Source organism: Nocardia sp. NPDC127526 (genome assembly GCF_042672265.1).
In the GTDB taxonomy this organism is placed as follows: Bacteria; Actinomycetota; Actinomycetes; order Mycobacteriales; family Mycobacteriaceae; genus Nocardia.
Window position 1 is genome coordinate 13,585 of the sequence record NZ_JBHXVO010000001.1, and the last position, 21,009, is coordinate 34,593.

General features: G+C 69.8%; 18 protein-coding genes. 12 read left to right on the top strand and 6 right to left on the bottom strand.

The genetic code is table 11. The features are described from left to right. Window positions 1–19: 19 nt before the first annotated feature. On the top strand, window positions 20–652 hold the full coding sequence (locus ACFVIV_RS00080) for a LysE family translocator (protein ID WP_379192215.1): 633 nt from the start codon (window positions 20–22) through the stop codon (window positions 650–652). A gap of 12 nt (window positions 653–664) precedes the next feature. Here ACFVIV_RS00080 and ACFVIV_RS00085 read toward each other — a convergent pair whose 3' ends face one another. Both ACFVIV_RS00085 and ACFVIV_RS00090 read right to left on the bottom strand, forming a co-directional pair. Further along, window positions 665–1,129 carry a flavin reductase family protein gene (locus tag ACFVIV_RS00085; protein WP_379193084.1) on the bottom strand — a complete coding sequence of 155 codons (465 nt, stop codon included), beginning with the start codon at window positions 1,127–1,129 and terminating at the stop codon, window positions 665–667. Between the two features lie 138 nt (window positions 1,130–1,267). Beyond that, complete coding sequence (locus tag ACFVIV_RS00090) at window positions 1,268–1,741, bottom strand: YbaK/EbsC family protein (RefSeq protein WP_379192217.1); 474 nt, start codon at window positions 1,739–1,741, stop codon at window positions 1,268–1,270. 149 nt (window positions 1,742–1,890) lie between these two features. Here ACFVIV_RS00090 and ACFVIV_RS00095 point away from each other — a divergent pair, with 149 nt between their 5' ends. Further along, complete coding sequence (locus tag ACFVIV_RS00095) at window positions 1,891–2,712, top strand: crotonase/enoyl-CoA hydratase family protein (protein ID WP_379192219.1); 822 nt, start codon at window positions 1,891–1,893, stop codon at window positions 2,710–2,712. Window positions 2,713–2,846: 134 nt separating this feature from the next. Further along, complete coding sequence (locus tag ACFVIV_RS00100; protein WP_379192221.1) at window positions 2,847–4,415, top strand: MDR family MFS transporter; 1,569 nt, start codon at window positions 2,847–2,849, stop codon at window positions 4,413–4,415. Window positions 4,416–4,466: 51 nt separating this feature from the next. On the opposite strand, the gene ppa is transcribed toward ACFVIV_RS00100, so the two are convergent. Next, window positions 4,467–4,958 (bottom strand): inorganic diphosphatase, encoded by a 492-nt coding sequence (gene ppa / locus ACFVIV_RS00105; protein ID WP_379192222.1) that lies wholly within the window; start codon window positions 4,956–4,958, stop codon window positions 4,467–4,469. 155 nt (window positions 4,959–5,113) lie between these two features. Between ppa and dacB the strand changes: the two genes are divergently transcribed. From dacB to ACFVIV_RS00130, 5 genes are all read left to right on the top strand, one after another. Beyond that, window positions 5,114–6,571, top strand: a complete 1,458-nt coding sequence (gene dacB, locus ACFVIV_RS00110) for a D-alanyl-D-alanine carboxypeptidase/D-alanyl-D-alanine-endopeptidase (RefSeq protein ID WP_379192224.1) — start codon at window positions 5,114–5,116, stop codon at window positions 6,569–6,571. A 13-nt stretch (window positions 6,572–6,584) separates the two neighbouring features. Further along, window positions 6,585–7,721: a zinc-dependent metalloprotease gene (locus ACFVIV_RS00115; protein WP_379192226.1), complete on the top strand. Its 1,137-nt coding sequence runs from the start codon at window positions 6,585–6,587 to the stop codon at window positions 7,719–7,721. A 109-nt stretch (window positions 7,722–7,830) separates the two neighbouring features. Further along, entirely contained in the window at window positions 7,831–8,793 is a 963-nt protein-coding gene (gene tilS / locus ACFVIV_RS00120; protein WP_379193085.1) for a tRNA lysidine(34) synthetase TilS, read from the top strand. Between the two features lie 16 nt (window positions 8,794–8,809). Then, a complete protein-coding gene (gene hpt / locus ACFVIV_RS00125; RefSeq protein ID WP_379192228.1) occupies window positions 8,810–9,367 on the top strand; it encodes a hypoxanthine phosphoribosyltransferase in 558 nt (185 codons plus the stop codon). A 367-nt stretch (window positions 9,368–9,734) separates the two neighbouring features. Next, window positions 9,735–10,625 carry a LysR family transcriptional regulator gene (locus ACFVIV_RS00130; RefSeq protein ID WP_379192230.1) on the top strand — a complete coding sequence of 297 codons (891 nt, stop codon included), beginning with the start codon at window positions 9,735–9,737 and terminating at the stop codon, window positions 10,623–10,625. A 170-nt stretch (window positions 10,626–10,795) separates the two neighbouring features. Here ACFVIV_RS00130 and ACFVIV_RS00135 read toward each other — a convergent pair whose 3' ends face one another. Next, window positions 10,796–12,289, bottom strand: coding sequence for an amidase (locus tag ACFVIV_RS00135; RefSeq protein ID WP_379192232.1), 1,494 nt, complete (start codon window positions 12,287–12,289; stop codon window positions 10,796–10,798). A 175-nt stretch (window positions 12,290–12,464) separates the two neighbouring features. Between ACFVIV_RS00135 and ACFVIV_RS00140 the strand changes: the two genes are divergently transcribed. Continuing rightward, entirely contained in the window at window positions 12,465–15,071 is a 2,607-nt protein-coding gene (locus ACFVIV_RS00140) for a serine/threonine-protein kinase (protein ID WP_379192234.1), read from the top strand. Continuing rightward, window positions 15,068–17,278, top strand: a complete 2,211-nt coding sequence (locus tag ACFVIV_RS00145) for a protein kinase (protein WP_379192236.1) — start codon at window positions 15,068–15,070, stop codon at window positions 17,276–17,278. The genes ACFVIV_RS00140 and ACFVIV_RS00145 overlap by 4 nt, the downstream gene beginning before the upstream one ends. A gap of 4 nt (window positions 17,279–17,282) precedes the next feature. On the opposite strand, the gene ACFVIV_RS00150 is transcribed toward ACFVIV_RS00145, so the two are convergent. Further along, window positions 17,283–18,203: an NAD-dependent epimerase/dehydratase family protein gene (locus ACFVIV_RS00150; protein ID WP_379192238.1), complete on the bottom strand. Its 921-nt coding sequence runs from the start codon at window positions 18,201–18,203 to the stop codon at window positions 17,283–17,285. 110 nt (window positions 18,204–18,313) lie between these two features. Here ACFVIV_RS00150 and ACFVIV_RS00155 point away from each other — a divergent pair, with 110 nt between their 5' ends. Together ACFVIV_RS00155 and ACFVIV_RS00160 are read left to right on the top strand one after the other, a co-directional pair. Beyond that, window positions 18,314–19,255: a GlxA family transcriptional regulator gene (locus ACFVIV_RS00155; protein WP_379192240.1), complete on the top strand. Its 942-nt coding sequence runs from the start codon at window positions 18,314–18,316 to the stop codon at window positions 19,253–19,255. Between the two features lie 51 nt (window positions 19,256–19,306). Then, window positions 19,307–19,990 carry a nucleoside/nucleotide kinase family protein gene (locus ACFVIV_RS00160; protein WP_379192242.1) on the top strand — a complete coding sequence of 228 codons (684 nt, stop codon included), beginning with the start codon at window positions 19,307–19,309 and terminating at the stop codon, window positions 19,988–19,990. Window positions 19,991–20,098: 108 nt separating this feature from the next. Here the strand turns inward: ACFVIV_RS00160 and ACFVIV_RS00165 are convergent, their stop codons facing one another. Beyond that, on the bottom strand, window positions 20,099–20,971 hold the full coding sequence (locus ACFVIV_RS00165) for a PfkB family carbohydrate kinase (RefSeq protein WP_379192244.1): 873 nt from the start codon (window positions 20,969–20,971) through the stop codon (window positions 20,099–20,101). Window positions 20,972–21,009: the final 38 nt, after the last annotated feature.

A 21,009-nucleotide genomic window follows, 5' to 3' on the forward strand; every position in this document is an offset into this window, starting at 1 on the left:
GGTGCGCTGCCATGGAGGGGTGAGCCTTCCGCTGCTGCTGAGCTTTATCGGGCTGTGCCTGGTGCTGTCGCTGACGCCCGGGCCGGATTCTTTTCTGGTGCTGCGGTTTTCGATTATCGGGCGACGACCGGCGGTGGCCGCGGCGATCGGGTCGGCGCTGGGCGGGATCGTCTGGGCGGTGGTGGTGGCCGCCGGGGTGGCGGCGCTGCTGGAGCAGTCGGCCACGGCCTATCGGGCCTTGAAGGTGGTCGGTGGAATCTACCTGGTGTACTTGGGGATTCGCGCGTTTCTGGAGTATCGCCGCAATCGGGGCGCCCGGGCGGCGGAGCTCGCCGTCGATGCGCCGCGGGCCGGCGTCACCGTTCGCTCGGCATTCGCTGCGGGATTGCTGTCGTGCATTTTCAATCCGAAGGTGGGGTTGTTCTACCTCGCGGTGCTGCCGCAGTTCCTGACCGAGGTGACCTTCGCGAACACCCTCGCGCTGGGCGCCATCGAAGCCGCGATCGCCGCGGTCGAAATGGTGCTGCTGGCGGTGGCGGCCTCGCGGGCGGTGACGCTGCTGCGCAGCCCGCGGGTGCGGGATCGGCTGGAACAGCTCAGCGCCGGAATCCTGGCGGCGCTGGGTATCGGGACCGTGTCCTCCGCGGCCTGATCCGGAGGGGATTCAGTCGGAGATCTCGGCGCGGTGGTAGGCGCCGTTGTAGTAGACCAGCGGTCCGGCCGACGGCGCGTCCTCGGTGTTGTCGTGCACCCGGGTGACCAGGCCGACCACCAGGGTGTGGTCGCCGATGGGGATGAGCTGATGGACCGTGGCGCGCACCCAGATCGGGGTGCCGTGCAGGACCGGTTCCCCGGTGTCCAAGGTGGTCCACAGCGATCGATCGCTGAACCGCTCCTCCGCGGCCTTGCTGAACCGCTGAGCCAGATGCTTCTGATGCTCGCCCAGGAAGTGCACGACCAGCGATTCGGCCCGCAGCATGGCGGCGATGCTCGACGAGGTCTCGGCGATATTGAACGAGATGAACGGCGGTTCCGCCGAGAGCGAGGCGAACGAGGTGGCGGTGAAGCCGATCGGCCCGTCCGCGGAGTTCAGCGTGACGATGGTGACGCCGGCCGGATAGTGCCGCATGGCGGCCCGATATTGCTGCGCGGTGATACCGCTCAGATCGTCGGGCACATGTAGCTCGGCGCCGGGCGTCGCAGAATCGCTCACGTTTCGAACCTACGTGTCCGGGTGCCGGGTTTATTCCCCACTGTGCGAAATCGCTCAATCCATATCGATGGCCAGGCCCGCGGTGATCCGGACCAGCTCGCCGAAAGTGGTGCGGAAGAGCGTGTTCGGATGTCCGCCCGCCGCCCACAACTCGGTATGCCGCGACAGCGCGGTGTCGATATAGGTCGGCAGGTTGACCGGATGCCCGACCGGGGCGACGCCGCCGATGGGCTGGCCGGTCAGCTCGCGCACCATGGCGGCGGTGGCGCGGGTGAGCCTGCCCTCCAGGCGGCGGCCGGTGCGTTCCAGGTGCACCTGGTGCTCGCCGGAGACGAGCAGCAGCACCGGATCCTCGTCGAGCAGGAAGACCAGGGATTTGGTGATCGCGCCGACGGGCACGTTCAGAGCCTGGGCGGCCTCGGCCGCGGTGTGGGTTGGTTGCGGCTGGGTGATGATCACGCCGTGGTGGCCGCGCGCGATGAGCGTGTCCGAAACCTTGGCGGCGACGGGTGGCAGGGACCTGCGCATGGCACCAGGGTAGAGCGATTGCGGTGGATGCGCGGGGTGGGTTTCACGGTGCGGCCGCGAGGTAGCTGGAAACCGGTGCGGCGCATCGGATTCAGCACGGGATTCACACCGCCCGCCCGGGCCGCCCGCACCCCCGATACGCTGGACCGATGACCGATTGGAAGGCTTTCGAGGTCGAAAGCAAGGACCACATCGCCCAGGTGACGCTGACCGGTCCCGGCAAGGGAAATGTCATGGGCCCGGACTTCTGGCGTGAGCTGCCGCTCATCTTCCGGGAGCTCGACGCCGATCCCGAGGTCCGCGCCATCGTGCTCACCGGCGCGGGCAAGCACTTCTCCTACGGGCTCGATCTGCCGGCCATGAGCCCCCTGTTCGGGCCGCTGCTGAGCGGGCCCGCGCTCGCCGGGCCGCGCACCGACTTCCTGCGGCATGTGCGGGAGATGCAGGACTCGGTCACCGCGGTGGCGGACTGCCGCAAGCCGGTGATCGCGGCGGTGTCCGGGTGGTGCATCGGCGGCGGGCTGGATCTCATTGCGGCCGCCGATATCCGGCTGGCCAGTGCCGACGCCAAGTTCAGCCTGCGCGAGGCGAAGGTCGCCATTGTCGCCGACATCGGTTCGCTGCACCGGTTGCCCGGGATTATCGGCGAGGGGCATCTGCGCGAGCTCGCCTACACCGGCAAGGACATCGACGCCGCGCGGGCCGAGAAGATCGGGCTGATCAACGACGTCTACGCCGATCAGGAAGCGGTGCTGGACGCGGCGCACGCGCTGGCGCGGGAGATCGCGGAGAACCCGCCGCTGGTGGTGCAGGGCATCAAGGATGTGCTGGATCAGCCGAAGGCGGGCAAGGTCGCCGACGGGCTGCGGTACGTGTCGGCCTGGAATGCGGCATTCCTGCCCTCCGAGGACATCACCGAGGCGATCCAGGCGGTCTTCGAGAAGCGCAAGCCGGACTTCAAGGGGAAATAACAACTCTCGTGGCTCTCAGGGGCTTCCCCTGAAACCCCTTCGCCATACAGGGGCTCCCCTGCGACCTTCTCCGAAAAGGGACTACGGGCCTCCGGTTTCCCGCCTATCGTGAGGGCGGGGGCTGGAGGTCCGCTATGGCTACATCAGACGTGCGTGAGTCCGCTTCGGGTGAAGGGGGTTTCACGCATCGGCAGATCATGGTGATCCTGAGCGGGCTGCTGCTGGGGATTCTGCTGGCGGCGCTGGATCAGACCATTGTGTCGACGGCCATCCGGACCATTGCCGATGATCTCGACGGGTACGCGCTGCAAGCCTGGGCGACGACCGCGTATCTGATCACGGCCACGCTGGCCACGCCGCTGTACGGGAAACTCTCGGATATGTACGGGCGCAAGCCCTTCTATCTGGCGGCGATTTCGATATTCCTGCTCGGGTCGCTGCTGTGCACGTTCTCGCAGTCGATGTACGAGCTGGCGGCCTTCCGGGCGGTGCAGGGGCTGGGCGCGGGCGGGCTCATGTCGCTGGCGCTCACGATCATCGGGGATATCGTCAGTCCGCGCGAAAGAGCCCGCTATCAAGGCTATTTCCTCGCCGTATTCGGAACTTCGAGTGTGGTCGGGCCGGTGCTGGGCGGATTGTTCTCGGGGCAGCAGAGCATTCTGGGCATTGCCGGATGGCGGTGGGTGTTCCTGGTCAATGTTCCGATCGGGCTGTTCACGCTGCTGGTGGTGACGCGGGTGCTGCGGCTGCCGGCGCGGGAGCGATCACGCGGTCGTGTCGACTATTGGGGTGCGCTGGTCCTGATCATCGGACTCACCCCGCTGCTCATCGTGGCCGAGCAGGGTCGCGAATGGGGTTGGGGCAGTACGAAGTCCGTGATCTGCTACGTGATCGGCGCGGTCGGTGTGGCCGGATTCGTGGCGGTGGAGGCGGCATTGGGGGATGCCGCGCTGATTCCCTTGCGCATCTTCGCCAATCGTACCTTCGCGCTGGGTGTGGTCATTTCCTTCGTGGTGGGCGCGGGCATGTTCGGCGGAATCCTGTTGCTGCCGCAGTATTTGCAGGTGGTGCGGGGTTCCAGCCCCATGCTGGGCGGCCTGCAGATGATCCCCATGGTGTTCGGCATCATGATCGGCTCGGTGTTCTCGGGCCAATTGATCTCGCGCACCGGGCATTACCGGATCTTCACGATTCTGGGCGCGGCGCTGGTGACGCTGGGGCTGTTCCTGCTGCACTATCTGCGCTTCGACACCGAATTCTGGATCGTGGCGCTGTTCATGATGTGTGTCGGCTTCGGGCTGGGAAATCTCATGCAGCCGTTGATTCTGGCCTTGCAGAATGCGTTGCCGCCCAAGGATATGGGCGTTTCGACGGCCGCCGCGACCTTCTTCCGGCAGATCGGCGGGACGCTGGGTGCGGCGGTATTCCTGTCGATCCTGTTCGCGCGGCTGGTTCCGGATATCCGGGACGAACTGGCCGCGACGGGCCGCGACACCTCCGGCGTCGAGCGCGTGCTCAGCGACAGTTCGATTGTGCAGCAATTGGATCCGGCGCTCGCACGGCCGTTCCAGGTGGGATTCGCGGAATCGCTGTCGACGGTGTTCCTGACGACCTCCGCGGTCACCTTGGTCGCGCTGGTGCTCGTCCTGTTCTGGCGAGAAGTTCCGCTGCGCACCACCGCCGGATTGTCGGCCCCCGAATGACGACAGTGGGGGCGCGGTAATCCGCGCCCCCACAATGCCTTCGGACCTGCCTCAGTGGCCGCCCTGCTCCTTCAGCCGGGCGTAGGCCTCGGTGACCAGGCTCTCGGCCTTCTCGCGGCCCTCCCAGCCCTCGACCTTGACCCACTTGCCGGGCTCCAGGTCCTTGTACCGCTCGAAGAAGTGCGCGATCTCCTTGCGCTGGAATTCCGGGATGTCCTCGACGTCCTGGATGTGGTTCCAGCGCTTGTCGCCGGCGGGCACCGCGACGAGCTTCTCGTCGGTGCCGGCCTCATCGCTCATGATGAGCACGCCGACCGGGCGGGCCTCGACCAGCACGCCCGGGAACACGGGCTCGGGCAGCAGCACCATGCAATCGAGCGGATCGCCGTCGCCGCCCAGGGTGTCCTCGATGTAGCCGTAGTCGGCCGGGTACATCATCGGCGTGTACAGGTAGCGGTCCAGCCGCACGCGTCCGGTCTTGTGATCTACCTCGTACTTGTTGCGCTGACCCCGGGGGATCTCGATGGTGACGTCGAACTCCACGTCATCTCCTTCTTCGGTGGGCGGTATGGCTGCCGACTCGCCAGCTCGTTCGGGGGAACGACTGCGCAACGAGGATAGTGTGGTCGGGGGTCGTGTGGGTGCGGCAGGGACTTCTCGGGCAATACCGAACCACGGGTATCAGGGAGTAGCGGCAGGTGGCAGGTCGGAACAAACAGAACATCGGTGGGCTGGAGGCCAAGCGCCGTCGCAGAACCTGGATCGTGGTGTCATCGGCGCTGGTCGTGGTGTTGGTGGCGGCCGCGGCCGTGGTGTTGACGGTGAAACCGTGGACGGAGGAGTTCCGCCACGGTGGCTTGACCATTGCCGCCCCGCCCTCGCCGGTGCGGGTCTTGCCGCAGGTCGCGCCCGCGCCGACGAACGGGCCCGCGCCCACGGCCGCCGGGCTGACCGCGGCGCTCGCGGCGGTGGTCGCCAATCCGGATCTGGGCGTGTTCGCCGCGCAGGTGTCCGATGCCGATACCGGCGAGGTGCTGTGGGGTCACGACGCGGACAAGGCGATGATCCCGGCGTCGACCGCGAAGATCCTCACCACCGCCGCCGCCCTGCTGGCGCTGCCCGCCGATCACCGGGTGACCACCAAGGTGGTGACGGGCGGCGCGGCGAACGAGCTCGTACTGGTGGGCGGCGGCGATCCCACGCTGACCGCGCAGCCGGACGGCAAGGGCTATTACCCGGACGGGCCGAAACTTTCGGATCTGGTGGCGCAGATCAAGGCGTCCGGACGGACCGCCGACACCATCGTGGTGGACGTCTCCGCGTACACGGGGCCGACCATGGCGCAGGGCTGGCTGACCGAGGACATCGCCGGCGGTTCCATCGCGCCCATCGAACCGGTCATGATCGACGGCGGGCGGCTGGAGCCGCTGGTGGAGTACTCCCCGCGCACCCCGACCCCGGCACTGGACGCGGGCAAGGCCCTGGCCACCGCGCTGGGGCTGGACCCGAATCGGGTGCGGCTGGGCACCGCTCCGGCCGGCGCCACCCAGGTCGCGGCCGTGCGTTCCGCGCCGCTGCGAGACCGGTTGCGGGACATGATGGTCCACTCCGACGATGTGCTGGCCGAGACCATCGGCCGCGAAATCGCCGCCGCCGCAGGCGCGGAGCGGTCCTTCACCGGGACGGTCACCGGCATGACCACGACCCTGCAGGCCGCCGGTTTCGACCTGACCGGAACCACGCTGCACGACGCGGGCGGGCTCTCGGTGGACGACAAGATCACGCCAAGCCTGCTCGACAGGATCGTCACCGTCGCGGCGCTGCCGACTTCGCCCTTCAATCAGAGCAATCCGGCCGGGGACGGCGCGGCCGAGGCCGCACCCGCACCGCTGGCGGCGCTGCTCGACTACCTCCCGGTCGCCGGCGCCACCGGCTCCCTGTCCGACCGCTACACCGTGCGCGATCGCGCCGCCGCGGGCTGGGTTCGCGCCAAGACCGGAACTCTGGACGTGGCAAGCTCGTTGGTGGGGTATGTGCTGGACCGCGATGGGCGCGTACTCACTTTCGCGTTGATGTCGAACGATCGCCTGCCCGGCCTGAGCCGCCCGGCATTGGACGCCATCGCCGCCACACTGCGTAATTGCGGATGCTCCTGACGGGTGGATGACTATGACCGGACCCGAACACCATTCGGCCGACGCCGACCGCGCGGGAAACGGCGTCGCTCAGACCGGTGAGGTGCTGCTGACCGGCGAGCCGGCGCCCGAGCACCGTTCCGGGCTGGCCGGTTCCGTGGACTGGGCCCTCGCCGCGCGCACCGGCGCGGCGCTGGTGCCGGCCGGGCCGCGCACCACCAGACAGGCCGCCGAACAGGCCGTGCTGGAACTCGCCGCCGCCTCGGTGCGCGCGGAGGGGCCGGTGCGGGAGGTGAGCGGGCTGATCGACGGCTCCGTGGTGCCCGATGCCCGAATCGTGGACCGGCCCGGCTGGATTCGGGCCGCTGCCGACTCCATGGCGCAGCTCACCGGGACCGGCGTCGACGCCGGTGCGAAGGGCAAGCTCCTGGGCAAGCCGGCCGGGGTGCAGGCGGGGGCCATGCTGGCCTTCCTGTCCACGGCCATCCTCGGCCAGTACGACCCGTTCAGCGGGCCCGACGGCACGCTGCTGCTGGTCGCGCCCAACATCATGGCGGTGGAGCGCGCACTCGGCGTGCCGCCCAGCGATTTCCGGCTCTGGGTCTGCCTGCACGAGGTGACCCACCGGGTGCAGTTCTCCTCCGCGCCCTGGCTGGCCGAGTACATGCGGGAGAACGTGGAGGTGCTCGGCGCGGCCGGGGACGAGCCCATCGCCGATATGCTCGAGCGCCTGCTGGAGGCGGTGCGCGAGCGCCGCCGCGGGGTGGAGGATCCGGCGGGCGGGGTCATCGGGCTGCTGCGCGCCACCCAGGCCGAACCGCAGCGGCAGGCGCTGGACAATCTGCTCATGCTCGGCACGCTGCTGGAGGGCCATGCCGACCATGTGATGGATGCCGTGGGCCCGGCCGTGGTGCCCTCGGTCGCGCGCATTCGCGCGGCCTTCGATCAGCGGCGCAAGCGGCCCGGCAATCCGCTGCAGCGCCTACTACGCGCGCTGCTGGGCATGGATGCCAAGGTCCAGCAGTATGTGCGCGGCAAGGCCTTCGTCGACGAGGCGGTCAATACCGTCGGCATGGAACGGTTCAACGCGGTGTGGACCAATCCCGAAACCCTGCCCCGCACAGACGAGATCAGCGATCCGCAGCGCTGGGTCACCCGCGTGCTGGGCTGAGCCGGGCGCGGAAACCGGCCGAGCCGAGTCGGGCCGGCCGCGGGCGCGTGCAACGATCGGGGGCGTGAACGATCGGCCCCGGCTGCCCGAGACGCGCGCCGCCCTGGAGATGCGGCACGCCCTGCGGGAGTGGCTGGCCGCGTACACGCCCGGCGGCGAGGTCGCGGTCGCGCTGTCCGGCGGCGCGGACTCCCTGGCTCTGACGGCCGCCGCCGTGGTCGAGGCCGAAGCGGTGGACGCGCTGGTGGTGGATCACGGATTGCAGGCGGGCTCGGCCGCGGTGGCGGCGGAGGCGGCCGCGACGGCCATCGCATTGGGCTGCCGGTCGGCCCGGGTGCTGTCGGTCGAGGTCGGGCGCGCGGGCGGGCTGGAGGCCGCGGCGCGGCGGGCCCGGTACGCGGCGCTGGACGCGGCCCGCGACGGCTTGCCCGTGCTGCTCGGGCACACCCTCGACGATCAGGCCGAGACCGTGCTGCTCGGTTTGGCGCGGGGGTCGGGCGGTCGCTCGATCCAGGGCATGCCGGAGTACGCCGAACCGTGGGGGCGGCCGCTGCTGGGCGTGCGGCGGCCGGTGACGCGGGCCCTGTGCGCGGATCTCGGGGTGACGCCGCACGAGGATCCGCACAACAGCGCACCGGAGTTCACCCGGGTGCGGCTGCGCACCGAGGCGCTGCCATTGCTGGAAGATGTCCTGGGCGGTGGCGTCGCCGCCGCGCTGGCGCGCACGGCCGCCCATTTGCAAGAGGACGGCGCGGTGCTGGACACGCTCGCCGCGGAGTTGCTGGCCGCGGCGCTGGACGGCGAAACGCTGTCGCTCGAGACGCTCGCCACTGCCCCGCCCGCACTCCGCCGCCGCGTCGTTCGCGCCTGGTTGCTGGAACGTGGCGCAAAATCATTGACGGACAATAATTTACGGGCCGTCGACGCGCTGATCACGAATTGGCGGGGTCAGGGCGGGGTGGCCGTGGGTGGTTTGCCCGATGGGACCAGGTTGGTTGCCGCGCGTGAACATGGCAGGCTCATACTGGGCTCGGACCAGAGCGAATCCGATTCGGATAGACATCATCACTGAAGGGAAACCAGCGGACGTGTACGGGGACGACATCGCGTCGGTGCTGATCAGCGAGGACGAAATCGCGGAAAAGATCGACGAGATCGCGGACCTCGTCGCCAAGCGGTATCCCGCTGACGCCCCCGAAGGCGACCTGCTGCTGGTGGGTGTGCTCAAGGGCGCCATCTTCTTCATGACCGACCTGGCCAAGCGGCTCACCATCCCGACGCAGATGGAGTTCATGGCGGTCTCTTCCTACGGTTCCTCCACCTCGTCCTCGGGCGTGGTGCGCATCATGAAGGACCTGGACAAGGACATCGCCGGCCGCAATGTGCTGATCGTCGAGGACATCATCGACTCCGGTCTCACGCTGTCGTGGCTGCTGCGCAATCTGAAGAGCCGCAACCCCGCCTCGCTCGAGGTCGTGACGCTGCTGCGCAAGCCCGATGCGCTGCGCACGCACGTGGACGTCATGCACGTGGGCTTCGACATTCCGAACGAGTTCGTGGTCGGCTACGGGCTCGACTACGCCGAGCGCTATCGCGATCTGCCCTACATCGGCACCTTGGACCCGAAGGTCTACGGGGGCAAATAAGCCTCGGGGGAGCCGCGCGCGGACCCAATCGCGAGCGGTTTTAAGCCTCATGTGACGAAACTCACCTCACCGGGTTTACGGCGACGTCGTGAGCCCGTGCCGGTTGTTGCTGGACGGCCGCGGGCCGTCCGGGCCGCTTTTCGGGCGGGGCGGCGTGGCGGAGGTAACTGCTGGTCACCTGTCCGCATAGCTGGCCGGGCATTGATCTTCGTCGAATGGCCAGGAATTCGCGGGTCCGGTTAACAGCATGTTTCGCGGGCGGATTATGCTGTCTGTAACAAACCTGACGGCTGTTTTCTGATCTGATCGCAAACTTTTGGGTCGGATACGGCTGGAAAATCAAGACCGATTCTGATAGCAAGGGGCTATGGACCCGCATTTGCGCGACCTGCGGTATTTCGTCGCCGTCGCTGAGGAACTGCACTTCACCAACGCCGCCCAGCGGCTGCACATCGCACAACCCACCCTGTCGCGGCAGATTCGTCAGCTGGAACGCCAGCTCGACGTGGTCCTGTTCGACCGTAACCAGCGCAGCGTCGCCCTCACCGTCGCCGGTAAGGAACTGCTCGAAGGCGCTCGCAAGATCCTGGAGCTGTGGGAGGTGACCAATGTCGCCCTGCAGGAGGCCGGCGAGGTGCTGCGCGTCGGCATCCAGTCCTCCATCGGGCGCGGCCTGATCACCGACCTGGAGAGCGCCAGCGGCCATCGGCTCGCCCTGCACTCCGCGTCCTGGACCGATCCCTCCAGCGGGCTGGCCGGCCGGCAGGCCGACCTCGCCCTCATGTGGCTGCCGGTGCCCGACACCAGCCGCTACCGGTGGCAGGTGCTGCGCACCGAGCCGCGCTGGGTGCTGCTGCCGGAGAACCACGCGCTCGCCGGGCAGGAGACCATCGACTTCGCCGACCTCGCCGATGAGCCGTTCATCGCCATGCCCGCCGAAGCCGGTGCGGCACGCGACTTCTGGCTCGGCGCGGACGCCCGCGGCGGCCGTCAGGCCCGCATCGGCGCGGAAGCGGCCACGGCGGAGGAGCGTCTCGAGGCCGTCAGCCTCGGCCTCGGCGTGTGCCTGCTCGCCGAGAACAATGTGCCCATGTACCGCTGGCCCGGCCTGACCGCCCGCCCGGTCACCGGCCTGCCGCCGTGCGAGCTCGCGGTGGCCTGGCGCGCCGACGACGATCGACCGACCATCATCGAGTTCGCCGCACGCGTACTCGAAGGCGGCTTCGCCGATCGGGAACCGGTCGTCGCCGCACAGTAGGAACGCACAGGGCAGCGGCGGTGAGTCGGAGGCAGCGCCGCTGCCCAACTCCCGGGGCTCGCAGGGGCTTCGCCCCCGAACCCCCAGGCGATACTCGGGGCTTCGCCCCCAACCCGTGGAACCGGGTCGTCATTCGGTGACGACCCGGTTTCTTATTGTCCGGAGGTCGATCAGGGGGCCGTGCGTTTCCAGGGCTGGGCGGTTTCGAGCTGCGCGGCCAGGCGCAGCAGGGTGGATTCGCTGCCGGGGGGACCCGCCAGTTGCGCGGCGACCGGCATGCCGGTGCGCGGGTGGATGCCCATGGGGACGGAGATGGCGGGCCAGCCGACCAGGTTCCACAGCGGGGTGAAGGGAGAGAAGCGCACGTTCGCAATGACATTGGCGAGCCAGGGGCGGGTGTGCCAGTTGCGGGCGCGGGGCGGGGCGGTGGCCAGGGTGGGGGTGATGACCACGTCGTAGCGTTCGAAGTAGTCGAGCAGGCGGGCCTCGATGCGATCGACCTGGCCGGAACGCACCAGCCCGGTCTTCAGGACCGCCCGGCCCAGGGCCGCGTGGGTGCGGGTGCGCGGTTGCAGGCGTTCGGGATGCGGGACGGTGGCGGCCTCGCGGGCGGCATTGGCCAGCCAGCGCAGGGCCAGGGCGAAAGTCGTGCCCTGATAAGGGAGTTCGGCCACGGCAACGGCGTGACCGGCGCCCGCGGCGAGGGAGGCGGCCTTGCGGGCGGCGGCGGTCCAGGCGCGGTCGACGCGGGCGAAGGGGACCGGTGCGGCGGCGGCCAGGCCGATGCGCAGGGCGGGCGGGGTTTCCAGTTCGGCCAGGGCGGGGCGGTCGGCCATGACCGACAGCACCAGCGCGGCATCGGCGACAGTCGTTGCCAGGACGCCGTTTTCGGTCATGCCGCCCCAGGAGTCGACGCCGACCTCGGCGGGCACCAGGCCCCGGCCGGGCTTGAGGCCGACCACGCCGCAGCAGGCGGCCGGAATGCGGACCGAGCCGAGGCCGTCATTGCCGTGCGCGACGGGGACCAGGCCCGCGCCGACGGCGGCGCCGGAGCCGCCGGAGGAACCGCCGGAGCCGAAACGGGGATTCCACGGGCTGCGGGTAATGCGCTCCGGGGAGTCGGTGGCGCCCCACAGGCCGAATTCGGGAACGGTGGTGAGGCCGACGACGACCGCGCCGGCCGAGCGTAGTCGGCGCACGACCGGATGGTCGGTCTCGGCGGGCAGATTCGAGCCCGCCAGCGAACCGCCGCGGGTGACCTCGCCGGCGACGTCGATATTGTTCTTCACCGCGATCGGCACGCCCGCCAGCGGCAGCATGTCCAGATCCGCGCGCTCGGCCACCGCGCGCGCCTCGGCGCGGGCGGCGTCGACGCGAAGCAGGCTGAACGCGTTGACTTTCCGGTCCCGCGACCGGATCCGCTCGATGGCGCCCTCCACCAGATCGCCCGGTGTGCGCAGGCCCTCGCGCACGGCGGCGGCGATACCGGCCGCGGTGCTCTCGTCTACCGGGGAGCCGGATTCGGCCTGCCGGTCGGCGCTCGCCGTCTCGGGGACGGCCGGGTTGGCCGTCTCGCTGGGATTGCTTGCCGTGTCGTCTGTGCTCACCACTACCTCGTTCACCGCCGCGGTGCCGTCCGCCAGTGCGGTGCCCTCGTCGTACATGCTGGTTTTCCCCCGTCGCCTCGTGTCGAAATCGGGTGATCCGCTGTTGAGCCGCAAGTTATCATTCCCGCAATTGCTCGGGGATGATGGTGTCGGGTGTGGCGGATTTTATCCGCGACATCCATCGACAGTACGGATTCGACGGTATCCGTGCCGAGCCACGATGGGTGCGGACATGGCTTCTGGTGCCGACCACCGCTCCGGCCGATATTCGGCTGGAACGGAATTCAATGTGGTTGCCGCGTTCACGGCGGCCTGGGATACCGGCTCCGCGCCGCCGCAGATCGCCGACTTCCTGCCCGATGCCGCCGCGCTGCGCCGCGGTGCGCTGGTGGAGCTCATTCGCGTCGATATGCGGCACCGTTGGCTGGGCGGATCCGGGTTGCCGCCGGGCCGGACGCAGGCGCCCAAGCGTCTGACCGAATACTGTTCCGAATTCCCCGAACTCACCGTCGGCGACCTGCCCCCGGGACTGGTCTACGAGGAGTTCGTCATCCGCCGGCACAGCGGGGAGCGGGTGGATCCGCGCGACTATGTGCGCGAATTCCCGGATCAGGCCACCGAGCTGCGGGAGCTGCTCAATGCCGATGACGAGGACCAGAGCACCCGGCGGTCGGTGCTGGAGGATTCCACGCGGCCCGGATTCGAGGAGTCCACGCGCGCCGGATCGCCGCTCGACGAATCCACGCGTGCGGCCTTCGCGCCGAATGGTCTGACCCAACCAGATTTCACACTCGACGATTCCACCCGCGCCGGCGCCCCGCCCGACGAATCGACCCGGCCCGGGATCGACCTCGACAGCGACAGCACCCGCGTCCCCGATCCCGGCGAGCTGACCCAGGCCGACCTCGGCGAACTCACCGGGACCGCCCCGGACGCGGCCCGCGCCACCAGCGGGATCAGCGCCCCGGAGACCACCGAACTGCTCGACCGCATCGAAATCGGCCAGCGCATCGACGATTTCGATCTGCTCACCAGTCTCGGCAGCGGCGCCTTCGCGCGGGTGTTCCTGGCCCGGCAGCGGTCGCTGCAGCGCCTGGTGGCGGTGAAGATCTCCGCCGATCACGGCACCGAGCCGCAGACGCTGGCCCAGCTCGACCACGACTACATCGTGCGCGTCTTCGATCAGCGGCTGATGTCCGGTGTGCGCACCGAGACCGGGCGGCGGCTGCGCCTGCTGTACATGCAGTTCCTGCCCGGCGGCACCCTGCTGGGCGTGCTGCGCTGGGTGCGCGCCACGCCGTCGGCCGAACGCAGCGGGCAGCTGCTGCTGGACGCGGTGGACGCGGCCATGGAGGAGAAGGGCGAGATCCGGCCCACCGATTCCAGCGTGCGCGCCGAACTGGCCGGGCTGAGCTGGCCGGAAACCGTTGCGTGGCTGGGCCGCCGGCTGGCCGAGGCGCTCGATTACGCGGACGGCCACGGGGTGCTGCACCGCGATGTGAAACCGGCGAATGTGCTGCTCACCGCGGAGGCCGTGCCGAAGCTGGCGGATTTCAATATCAGCTTCAGCCGCAATCTGGACGGCGCCAGCCCGGTCTCCTATTTCGGCGGCTCGCTGTCCTACATGTCGCCGGAGCAGCTGGAGGCCTGCCATCCCGGCAGCACCACCACCGCCGGTGATCTCGACACCCGCGCCGACATCTTCTCCCTGGGCGTGGTGCTGTGGGAATTGCTCACCGGCGCAAAGCCGTTCGACGACACCACGGCCGGTCCGGGCGGGCACGGCGACCGCACCACCCTGGAGGCCATGCTGCACCGCCGCCGCAGCGGCGTGGACGCCGGTGCGCTGGAGCGGGTGCCGCCCGACTGCCCGGCCGCGCTGCGCCGGGTCCTGCTCACCTGCCTGGCCCCCGAGCGCGATCAGCGCTGGAGCAGCGGGTCGGTGCTGGCCAAGCAATTCGAGCTGTGCCTGGACGAGCGGGCCCGCGATCTGGTCGACCCGCCGCCGCACAGCCCGCGAATGCGATTGCGGCGCTGGATGATTCCGCTGGTGACGCTGTTCGTCACGGTGCCGAACGTGATCGCCTCGATCTACAACATCATGCACAACGACACGCTGATCGTGAGCCGGCTCTCCGAACAGGCCATGCGGACCTTCACGCTCACCACGGCCACGGTGAACGGATTGTTCTATCCGATCGGGCTGGCGGTGATCATCTACCTGTGCCGGTACGTGATCACGGTGCCGCGTGGATTGCGCAAGGGCCGCGAGTACGACCCGCGGACCTTGGCGCGCGCCCGCCGCGATGTGCTGCTGTGCGGGGAACGCATTTCGTTCGTGGTGATCTCGGCGTGGGTGCTGGCGGGCATCACCTTCCCGCTCTCGCTGCACCTGGCCACCGGCGATATCGCCCCGCGCGGCATGGTGCACTTCCTGGTCTCGCTGTGGGTCTGCGGCGCCATCGCCACCGCGTACCCGTTCTTCCTGGTCACCTTCTATCTGGTGCGCTGCATCTATCCGATGTTCCTGCGGCACGGCGACATCAGCGCCGACGATGCCGCCTGGCTGCACCGGCTGGGCACCCGCTGCACCGGCTATCTGGCCATCGCGGCCTCGGTGCCGCTGCTGGCGGTGGCGGGGGTGACCTTCCTGCCGCCCGATGACATTCCGCTGGTGATCGTCGCGGTGCGGGTGCTCAGCGTGGGTGGCATCGTGGCGTTCGTGGCGGTGTACATCATGTTCCGGGCGCTCGAGGCGGATCTGCGGGCCCTGGAGCGCGTGGTCGCGCCCGGTCGTTCCGCCCACGCGGACGATGAGCGGCCGGGTATCCGCTTGTGAGCGGCAATCCGATGCACGCGGTCGCCCGATTCGCCGCCGACTGGGAATCCACGCTGCGCGGCGATCGCCCGGAGCCGCCGCCGCTGGACCGCTATGTGCCCGACGGGCGGGACGCGCGCCTGGCGGTGCTGACCGATCTGGTGCGCGTGGATATGCGGCAGCGGTGGCGGCGCGCCGGAATGGAGAAGCGGATCGCGGAGTACCGCACCGAATTTCCCGAAGTCGCTACCAGTCCGGACTTCGTGGACTTGGTGTGCGAGGAGTATGTGGTCCGCAGCCGCTACCGGGTGATCGATGTCGACGCCTTCGCCGTCGAATATCCGGAGGTGGCCGGTGAGCTCCGCGCCCGCTTCGCCGCGGGGGACGACGCGCGCCGGACCCCGCCGCCGAGCCTGCCCGAGGGCATCGGAACCGGCCGCCGCCTCGACGATTTCGATCTGCTCACCGATCTCGGCGGCGGCGCGCACAGTCGCATGTTCCTGGCCCGGCAGCGCTCCATGCAGCGCCTGGTCGCGGTGCGCGTGGAAGCCGGGGCCGACAGCGACGCCCCGACCGTCGCGCAGCTGGACCATCAGTACATCGTGCGGGTGTTCGACCAGCGCCTGATCGCCGATGGCAGCACCGGAAAACCCTTGCGGCTGTTGTACATGCAGTATCTGCCGGGCGGCACCGCCGCGGATGTGCTGGCCCAGCGGCGCGCCCAGCCCGGCCCGGCCTCGATCGCCGTGCTCGGCGGCCGCCTGCTGCTGCGCGCGGTGGACGCGGCCATGGAGGCCCGGGGCGAGATCCGGCCGGCGGATTCCCGGGTGCGCGCCGAGATCGCGGAACTGAGCTGGCCGGAGACCGTGGCCTGGGTGGGGCGGCGGCTGGCGGAGGCGCTCGAGTACGCCGAACGGCACGGCGTGCTGCATCACGATATCCGGCCCGGGAATGTGGTTTTCACCGCCGAGGGCGTGCCGAAGCTGGCGGATTTCGCGCTCGGGCCGCTGTCCTGGGCGGGCGGCCGGCCGACGGGGCGGGCCGAGGATCCGGAGGCGCTGCGCTACCGCTCGCCGGAAGCCCTGGCGGTCATGCTCGATCCCACCGCGCCGCTGCCGGGCGCTCGCGGCGATCTCTACTCGCTGGGCGTGCTGCTGTGGGAGATGCTCACCGGCACAGCGCCATTCGAGGATTCCGCCGGCGATTCCGGTCCCGCGACGGTGGCCGACATGCTGGCGCGCCGCCGCGCCGGGGTGTCCGCGGCGGCGCTGGCCACCCTGCCGGCCGAGACCCCGGCCGCGCTGCGCCGGGTGCTGCTGGAATGCCTGCATCCCGATCCGGACCGGCGCTGGCAGCGGGGCGCGGAACTGGCCGGGCAGCTGGACCTGTGCCTGGATCCGCGCGCCCGCGATCTGGTGGATCCGCCGCGAAAGAGCCTGCGCGCCAGGATGCGCGGCTGGCCGGTGCCCATCGCGGTGGTGTGCGTCGGGCTGCCCAATGCCCTGGCCAGCGTGTACAACATCCGGCTGAACCAGAGCCTCATCGTCGATCGGCTCGCGGCCGCGGACCAGGAGCGGTTCGCGACGGTCGCGCTGGTGAACAATGCCATCACCTTTCCCCTGGCGGCGGCGCTGCTGCTGTGGCTGGCGCGGCGGCCGCTCGCCGTCTCCTACCGGCTGGCCCACGGCCGCCACTACACCGCCGCCGAACTCGCCCGCGCCCGCGCCGACACGCTGCTGATGGGGGAGCGCGCGGTGTGGATCCCTTTCGCCATGTGGCTGCTCGCCGGGGTGGCCTGGCCGGTGGCCCTGTCCCGCTCCGGAGCGGCCTTGCCGCCCAATGCCTTCGGCTACTTCTTCACCGCCCAGGTGGTGTGCGCGGCCATTGCGCTGGCCTATCCGTTCTTCCTGGTCACGGTGTACGCGCTGCGCTCGCTGTACCCGCAGCTGCTGGCCCGCGGCGCGGTCGGGCCGGACGATCGGCGGCAGCTCCTCGCGCTGAGCCGCCGCAGCAACTTCTATCTCGCGGCCGCCGCGTCGGTGCCGCTGCTGGGCGTGGCCACCGCGACCTTCGTGGCGCCGGCCGACCTGGAGCTGGTGATCGGCACGGTGCGCTGGCTCAGCGTCGGCGGTGTGCTCGCCTTCGCGCTCACCTATCAACTGTCCCGGCTCCTGGAGGCCGACCTGCGCGCCCTGGCCCGCGCCATCCCGCAGAGCACGACCACCTGATCGATCAGGCGGGCGCGGAGAACCGCGCCGTATCGGCGAGCACCGTATCGATCGGCGTGGCGGACAGCCCGAAAGTGCTTTCGGTGCGCGTGGAATCGAGGATGGCGGGGTGCTCGAGCGAGTAGTACATCTCGACGACCTCGGCCGCGATCGCATCCTCCGCACCGGCCCAGGCCAGCTCCACCGGCGTCATGGCCGACAGCCGCGGTTCCGGAACATTCGCCACCTTGGCCAGGCGAATGGTCAGCTCCCGCAGTGACATATGGGTGGACGGCACATGCCAGGCCCGGCCCCAGGACCGGTCGTCGCGGGCGACGGTGGCCAGGGTGAGCGCCACATCGTCGAGATACGACCAGCTCTTGAGCACCTCCGGATCGCCGGGATAGGCGGCCGGTGCGCCGGCCACCACTTTCGGCGTCACCAGCAGGTTGTAGAGCGATACGGCATCGCGGCCGAGGAAGTCGGCGGCCCGCACCTCGGTGACGCGGGCCCGGCCCGCCTCGTGCGCGGCCAGCGCGTCCAGCCACATGCGCGCCCGCACAGCGCCTTTCACGGCCCGCGGGGTCATGGGCAGATCCTCGGTCAGGGGTCCGCCGACCGAGCCGTAGCCGTACACATTGGACAGCGAGACGTAATTCGCGCCGGTGCGTTCGGCGGTGGTGAGCAGGCTCGTCGCCATGGGCGGGAACTCGGTCCGCCAGCGATCGTAGGGCGGTGCGCTGCAATTGATCAGAGTTCGCGCACCCGCGGTCAGTTCGGTGAGCCGGTCGGCGTCGGCGGTATCGCCGGCGACTCGTTCGATGAGCGGATGCTCCGGGCCCAGCCCGCGCCGGCTGATCAGCCGCACTCGCTCCCCGGCCGCGGCCAGCAGCAGCGCCGTCCGGCCGCCGGTACTGCCCGCACCGGTGATGACGTGCAAGGACATCTGATTCCTCCTGGATTCGGGGGCCGCTCGCGGCGACCCGGAAACCACTGTGCCCCTGCGGATCGCGCTACAGTAGTGGCCGGAATGCCAGATATCCCAAGGTTCGGGCCATGCACAGAATCGTCGTTCTCGCGGTACCTCCGGTCACCACCTTCGACCTCGCCATCCCGGAATTGGTGTTCCCGGCGGCGCGGGTGGACGGGCAGCCGGTGTACGACGTGGTGGTGTGCACACCGGATCCCGGGATCGTGCCCGGCTACAACGGCCGGTCCGTGCTGGTGGAACTCGGACTGGAGGAGGTGGCCACGGCCGACACGGTCATGGTGACCGGGACCGGGGCGCGGGCCGAGGGCGATGCACGGGTCCTGCGGGTGCTGCGCGAGGCCGCCGCGGCGGGCAAGCGCATCGCCTCCATCTGCACGGGCGCCTTCGTGCTGGCGCAGGCCGGATTGCTCGACGGGCGGCCCGCGACCACGTACTGGCTGTTCTCCGCGGAGATGCGGGAACGCTTCCCGCGGGTGGATCTGCAACCGGATGTGCTGTTCGTGGACGACGGACAGGTCCTCACCGCGGCCGGGCTGGCCGCCGGGCTCGACCTGTGCGTGCACCTGGTGCGCCGCGATCACGGTGCGGCCGTGGCGAATGCGGTCGCGCGGCTGGCGGTGGTCGCGCCCATCCGGCCGGGCGGGCAGGCGCAGTTCATCGAGACGCCGCTGCCGCCGGAGACCGGGACCTCCCTGGCCGGCACCCGCGCCTGGGCGGTCGCGCGCCTCGACCGGCCGCTCACCCTCCAGGATCTGGCCGCCCACGCGCACGTCAGCACGCGCACCCTCACCCGCCGTTTCCGCGCCGAAACCGGTTCCAGCTCACTGCAATGGCTGCTGCACCAGCGCATCGACCGGGCCCGGGAACTGCTCGAGATCACCGGGCTGCCCATGGACGAGGTCGCGCGGCGCTCCGGACTCGGCACCGCGGAATCACTGCGCCAGCATCTGACCCGCCGCGTCGGATTGACACCCAGCGCCTACCGCACCGCCTTCAATCGCCGATGACATCGGCCGCGCCCGCACCGAAACAGGAGGTGAATTCCGTAGGGTAGGGCCGTGACCCGCGGCAGCGTCGAGATATCCCTGGCGGAATTGGCGGCGCGCGTACGCAAGCGCGCCGCGGGGCATACCGGGCGCTTCGTGCTCGGGATCGCCGGGCCGCCCGGCGCCGGGAAGTCGACGCTGGCCCGGGGCGTGCGGGACGAGCTGAATCTGGCGGCCGGAACCGGCATTGCCGAAGTCGCGCCCATGGACGGGTTCCATCTCACCAATGCCCAGTTGCGGGCTGCCGGGAACCTGGTGCGCAAGGGGGAACCGGATACCTTCGATGCGGGCGGCTATGTCGAGCTGCTGCGCACCTTGCGCGCCAGCGCGCCGGGCGTGGAGGTGCCGTGGCCGACCTATGACCGGGAAATCCACGAACCCGTTCCGGGCGGTGTGGTTTTCGATCGGCAGACGATCGTGGTCACCGAGGGCAATTACCTGCTTCTCGACGACGGCGATACGACCGGCTGGTCCGCGGTGCGGCCCCTGCTCGACGAAACCTGGTACCTCGACGTCCCGCGCCCGATCATCGAACAGCGCCTGATCCGCCGTCACATGCGCGGCGGCCGCACCATGGAAGCCGCCAGAACCAAAGTGGCCCAATCCGATCTCCCCAACGCCGGCCTCGTCGAACGCACCCGCACCACCGCCGACCTGGTCCTGCGCAAATCCGGCCGCCACTATCGCATCTGCTGACCGCCGACCCTCCACCATTCCCCGGTCGCGGGGCCGAACGCGTCGCGAGGATCTGCCCATGCCGTGCCGCCGACGACATCGACTGCAGCCGAACGGGTTCGCCCCGACTCAGTGCCGCATCCACTCTCGCGTGCCGATATACCGGCACGAGGCGGCGGCGACTTCGGCGGCGTGGCGCAGAGCGTCGGGGAACGTTTCGCCCGCGGTATGGAAATGGCAGAACGCGCCGTGCAGGATGTCGCCCGCGCCGAGGGTGTCCACAGCTTCGGTGGCCGGTACCGCCACTTCGCCCCGGGCATCGGGCGCGGAGAAGCAAATCGGCCGGGCGCCACGGGTGACGGCTGCCCAGCGTGGTCCGTGTGCGTGCAGGTAGTCCAAGACCGCATCGGGCGAATCGGATTGCGCGCCCGGTGGTGTGAACGCCTCGGAGCAGATGGCGATATCGATGTGCGCCAACAGGTCGGCGTGTACGCTGCGCCAGCGTCCGGCGTCGAGCACCACCGGTACGCCTGCGGCCTGGGCGGCGGCCGCGATGCGCAGGGCGGGCTCTGGGTAGTGACCATCCACCAGAACGATTGCGGCGCTGCCGAGATCGGCCCGCACCGAATCGCCGGAGGTCGCGTCGATACGAGATCCGTCCAGCGACACGATGGTTCGCGTGGCCGCTGCCGTGGCGACGATGATGGAAGACACCGGCGGCTGCTGATCGCCGCCGGGTGTCAGATCGACAATGGCCACGCTGTGCTGTCCCAGGTCGGACCGGATCGGTTCGGCCAGTGTGTTTTTGCCGAGTGCCGTGATCAGCGCCGGGGTGCGGCCGGACAGGAAGGCGTAGGTGACAGCCGCATTGGCGGCCGGTCCGCCCGCGCCCAGGAACAGCTCGGCGGCCTGGGTTTTGGTGTCCTCGACCGGATATCGGTCGACGGCATAGGCGAGGTCGAGGGTCGACAGGCCGACGAAAACCGCAGCGGTGTCATCCATGCTTGCGACCATAGGCAATCGCGGGGATCAGGGCGGCA

Bases quoted from the DNA above. Each gene is read 5' to 3' on its own strand.
- ACFVIV_RS00085 (WP_379193084.1), bottom strand. From the start codon at position 1,129: ATGCGGCACTATCCGGCCGGCGTCACCATCGTCACGCTGAACTCCGCG.
- ACFVIV_RS00090 (WP_379192217.1), bottom strand. From the start codon at position 1,741: ATGCGCAGGTCCCTGCCACCCGTCGCCGCCAAGGTTTCGGACACGCTC.
- ACFVIV_RS00095 (WP_379192219.1), top strand. From the start codon at position 1,891: ATGACCGATTGGAAGGCTTTCGAGGTCGAAAGCAAGGACCACATCGCC.
- ACFVIV_RS00100 (WP_379192221.1), top strand. From the start codon at position 2,847: ATGGCTACATCAGACGTGCGTGAGTCCGCTTCGGGTGAAGGGGGTTTC.
- ACFVIV_RS00115 (WP_379192226.1), top strand. From the start codon at position 6,585: ATGACCGGACCCGAACACCATTCGGCCGACGCCGACCGCGCGGGAAAC.
- tilS (WP_379193085.1), top strand. From the start codon at position 7,831: ATGCGGCACGCCCTGCGGGAGTGGCTGGCCGCGTACACGCCCGGCGGC.
- ACFVIV_RS00130 (WP_379192230.1), top strand. From the start codon at position 9,735: ATGGACCCGCATTTGCGCGACCTGCGGTATTTCGTCGCCGTCGCTGAG.
- ACFVIV_RS00135 (WP_379192232.1), bottom strand. From the start codon at position 12,289: ATGTACGACGAGGGCACCGCACTGGCGGACGGCACCGCGGCGGTGAAC.
- ACFVIV_RS00140 (WP_379192234.1), top strand. From the start codon at position 12,465: ATGGCTTCTGGTGCCGACCACCGCTCCGGCCGATATTCGGCTGGAACG.
- ACFVIV_RS00150 (WP_379192238.1), bottom strand. From the start codon at position 18,203: ATGTCCTTGCACGTCATCACCGGTGCGGGCAGTACCGGCGGCCGGACG.
- ACFVIV_RS00155 (WP_379192240.1), top strand. From the start codon at position 18,314: ATGCACAGAATCGTCGTTCTCGCGGTACCTCCGGTCACCACCTTCGAC.
- ACFVIV_RS00165 (WP_379192244.1), bottom strand. From the start codon at position 20,971: ATGGATGACACCGCTGCGGTTTTCGTCGGCCTGTCGACCCTCGACCTC.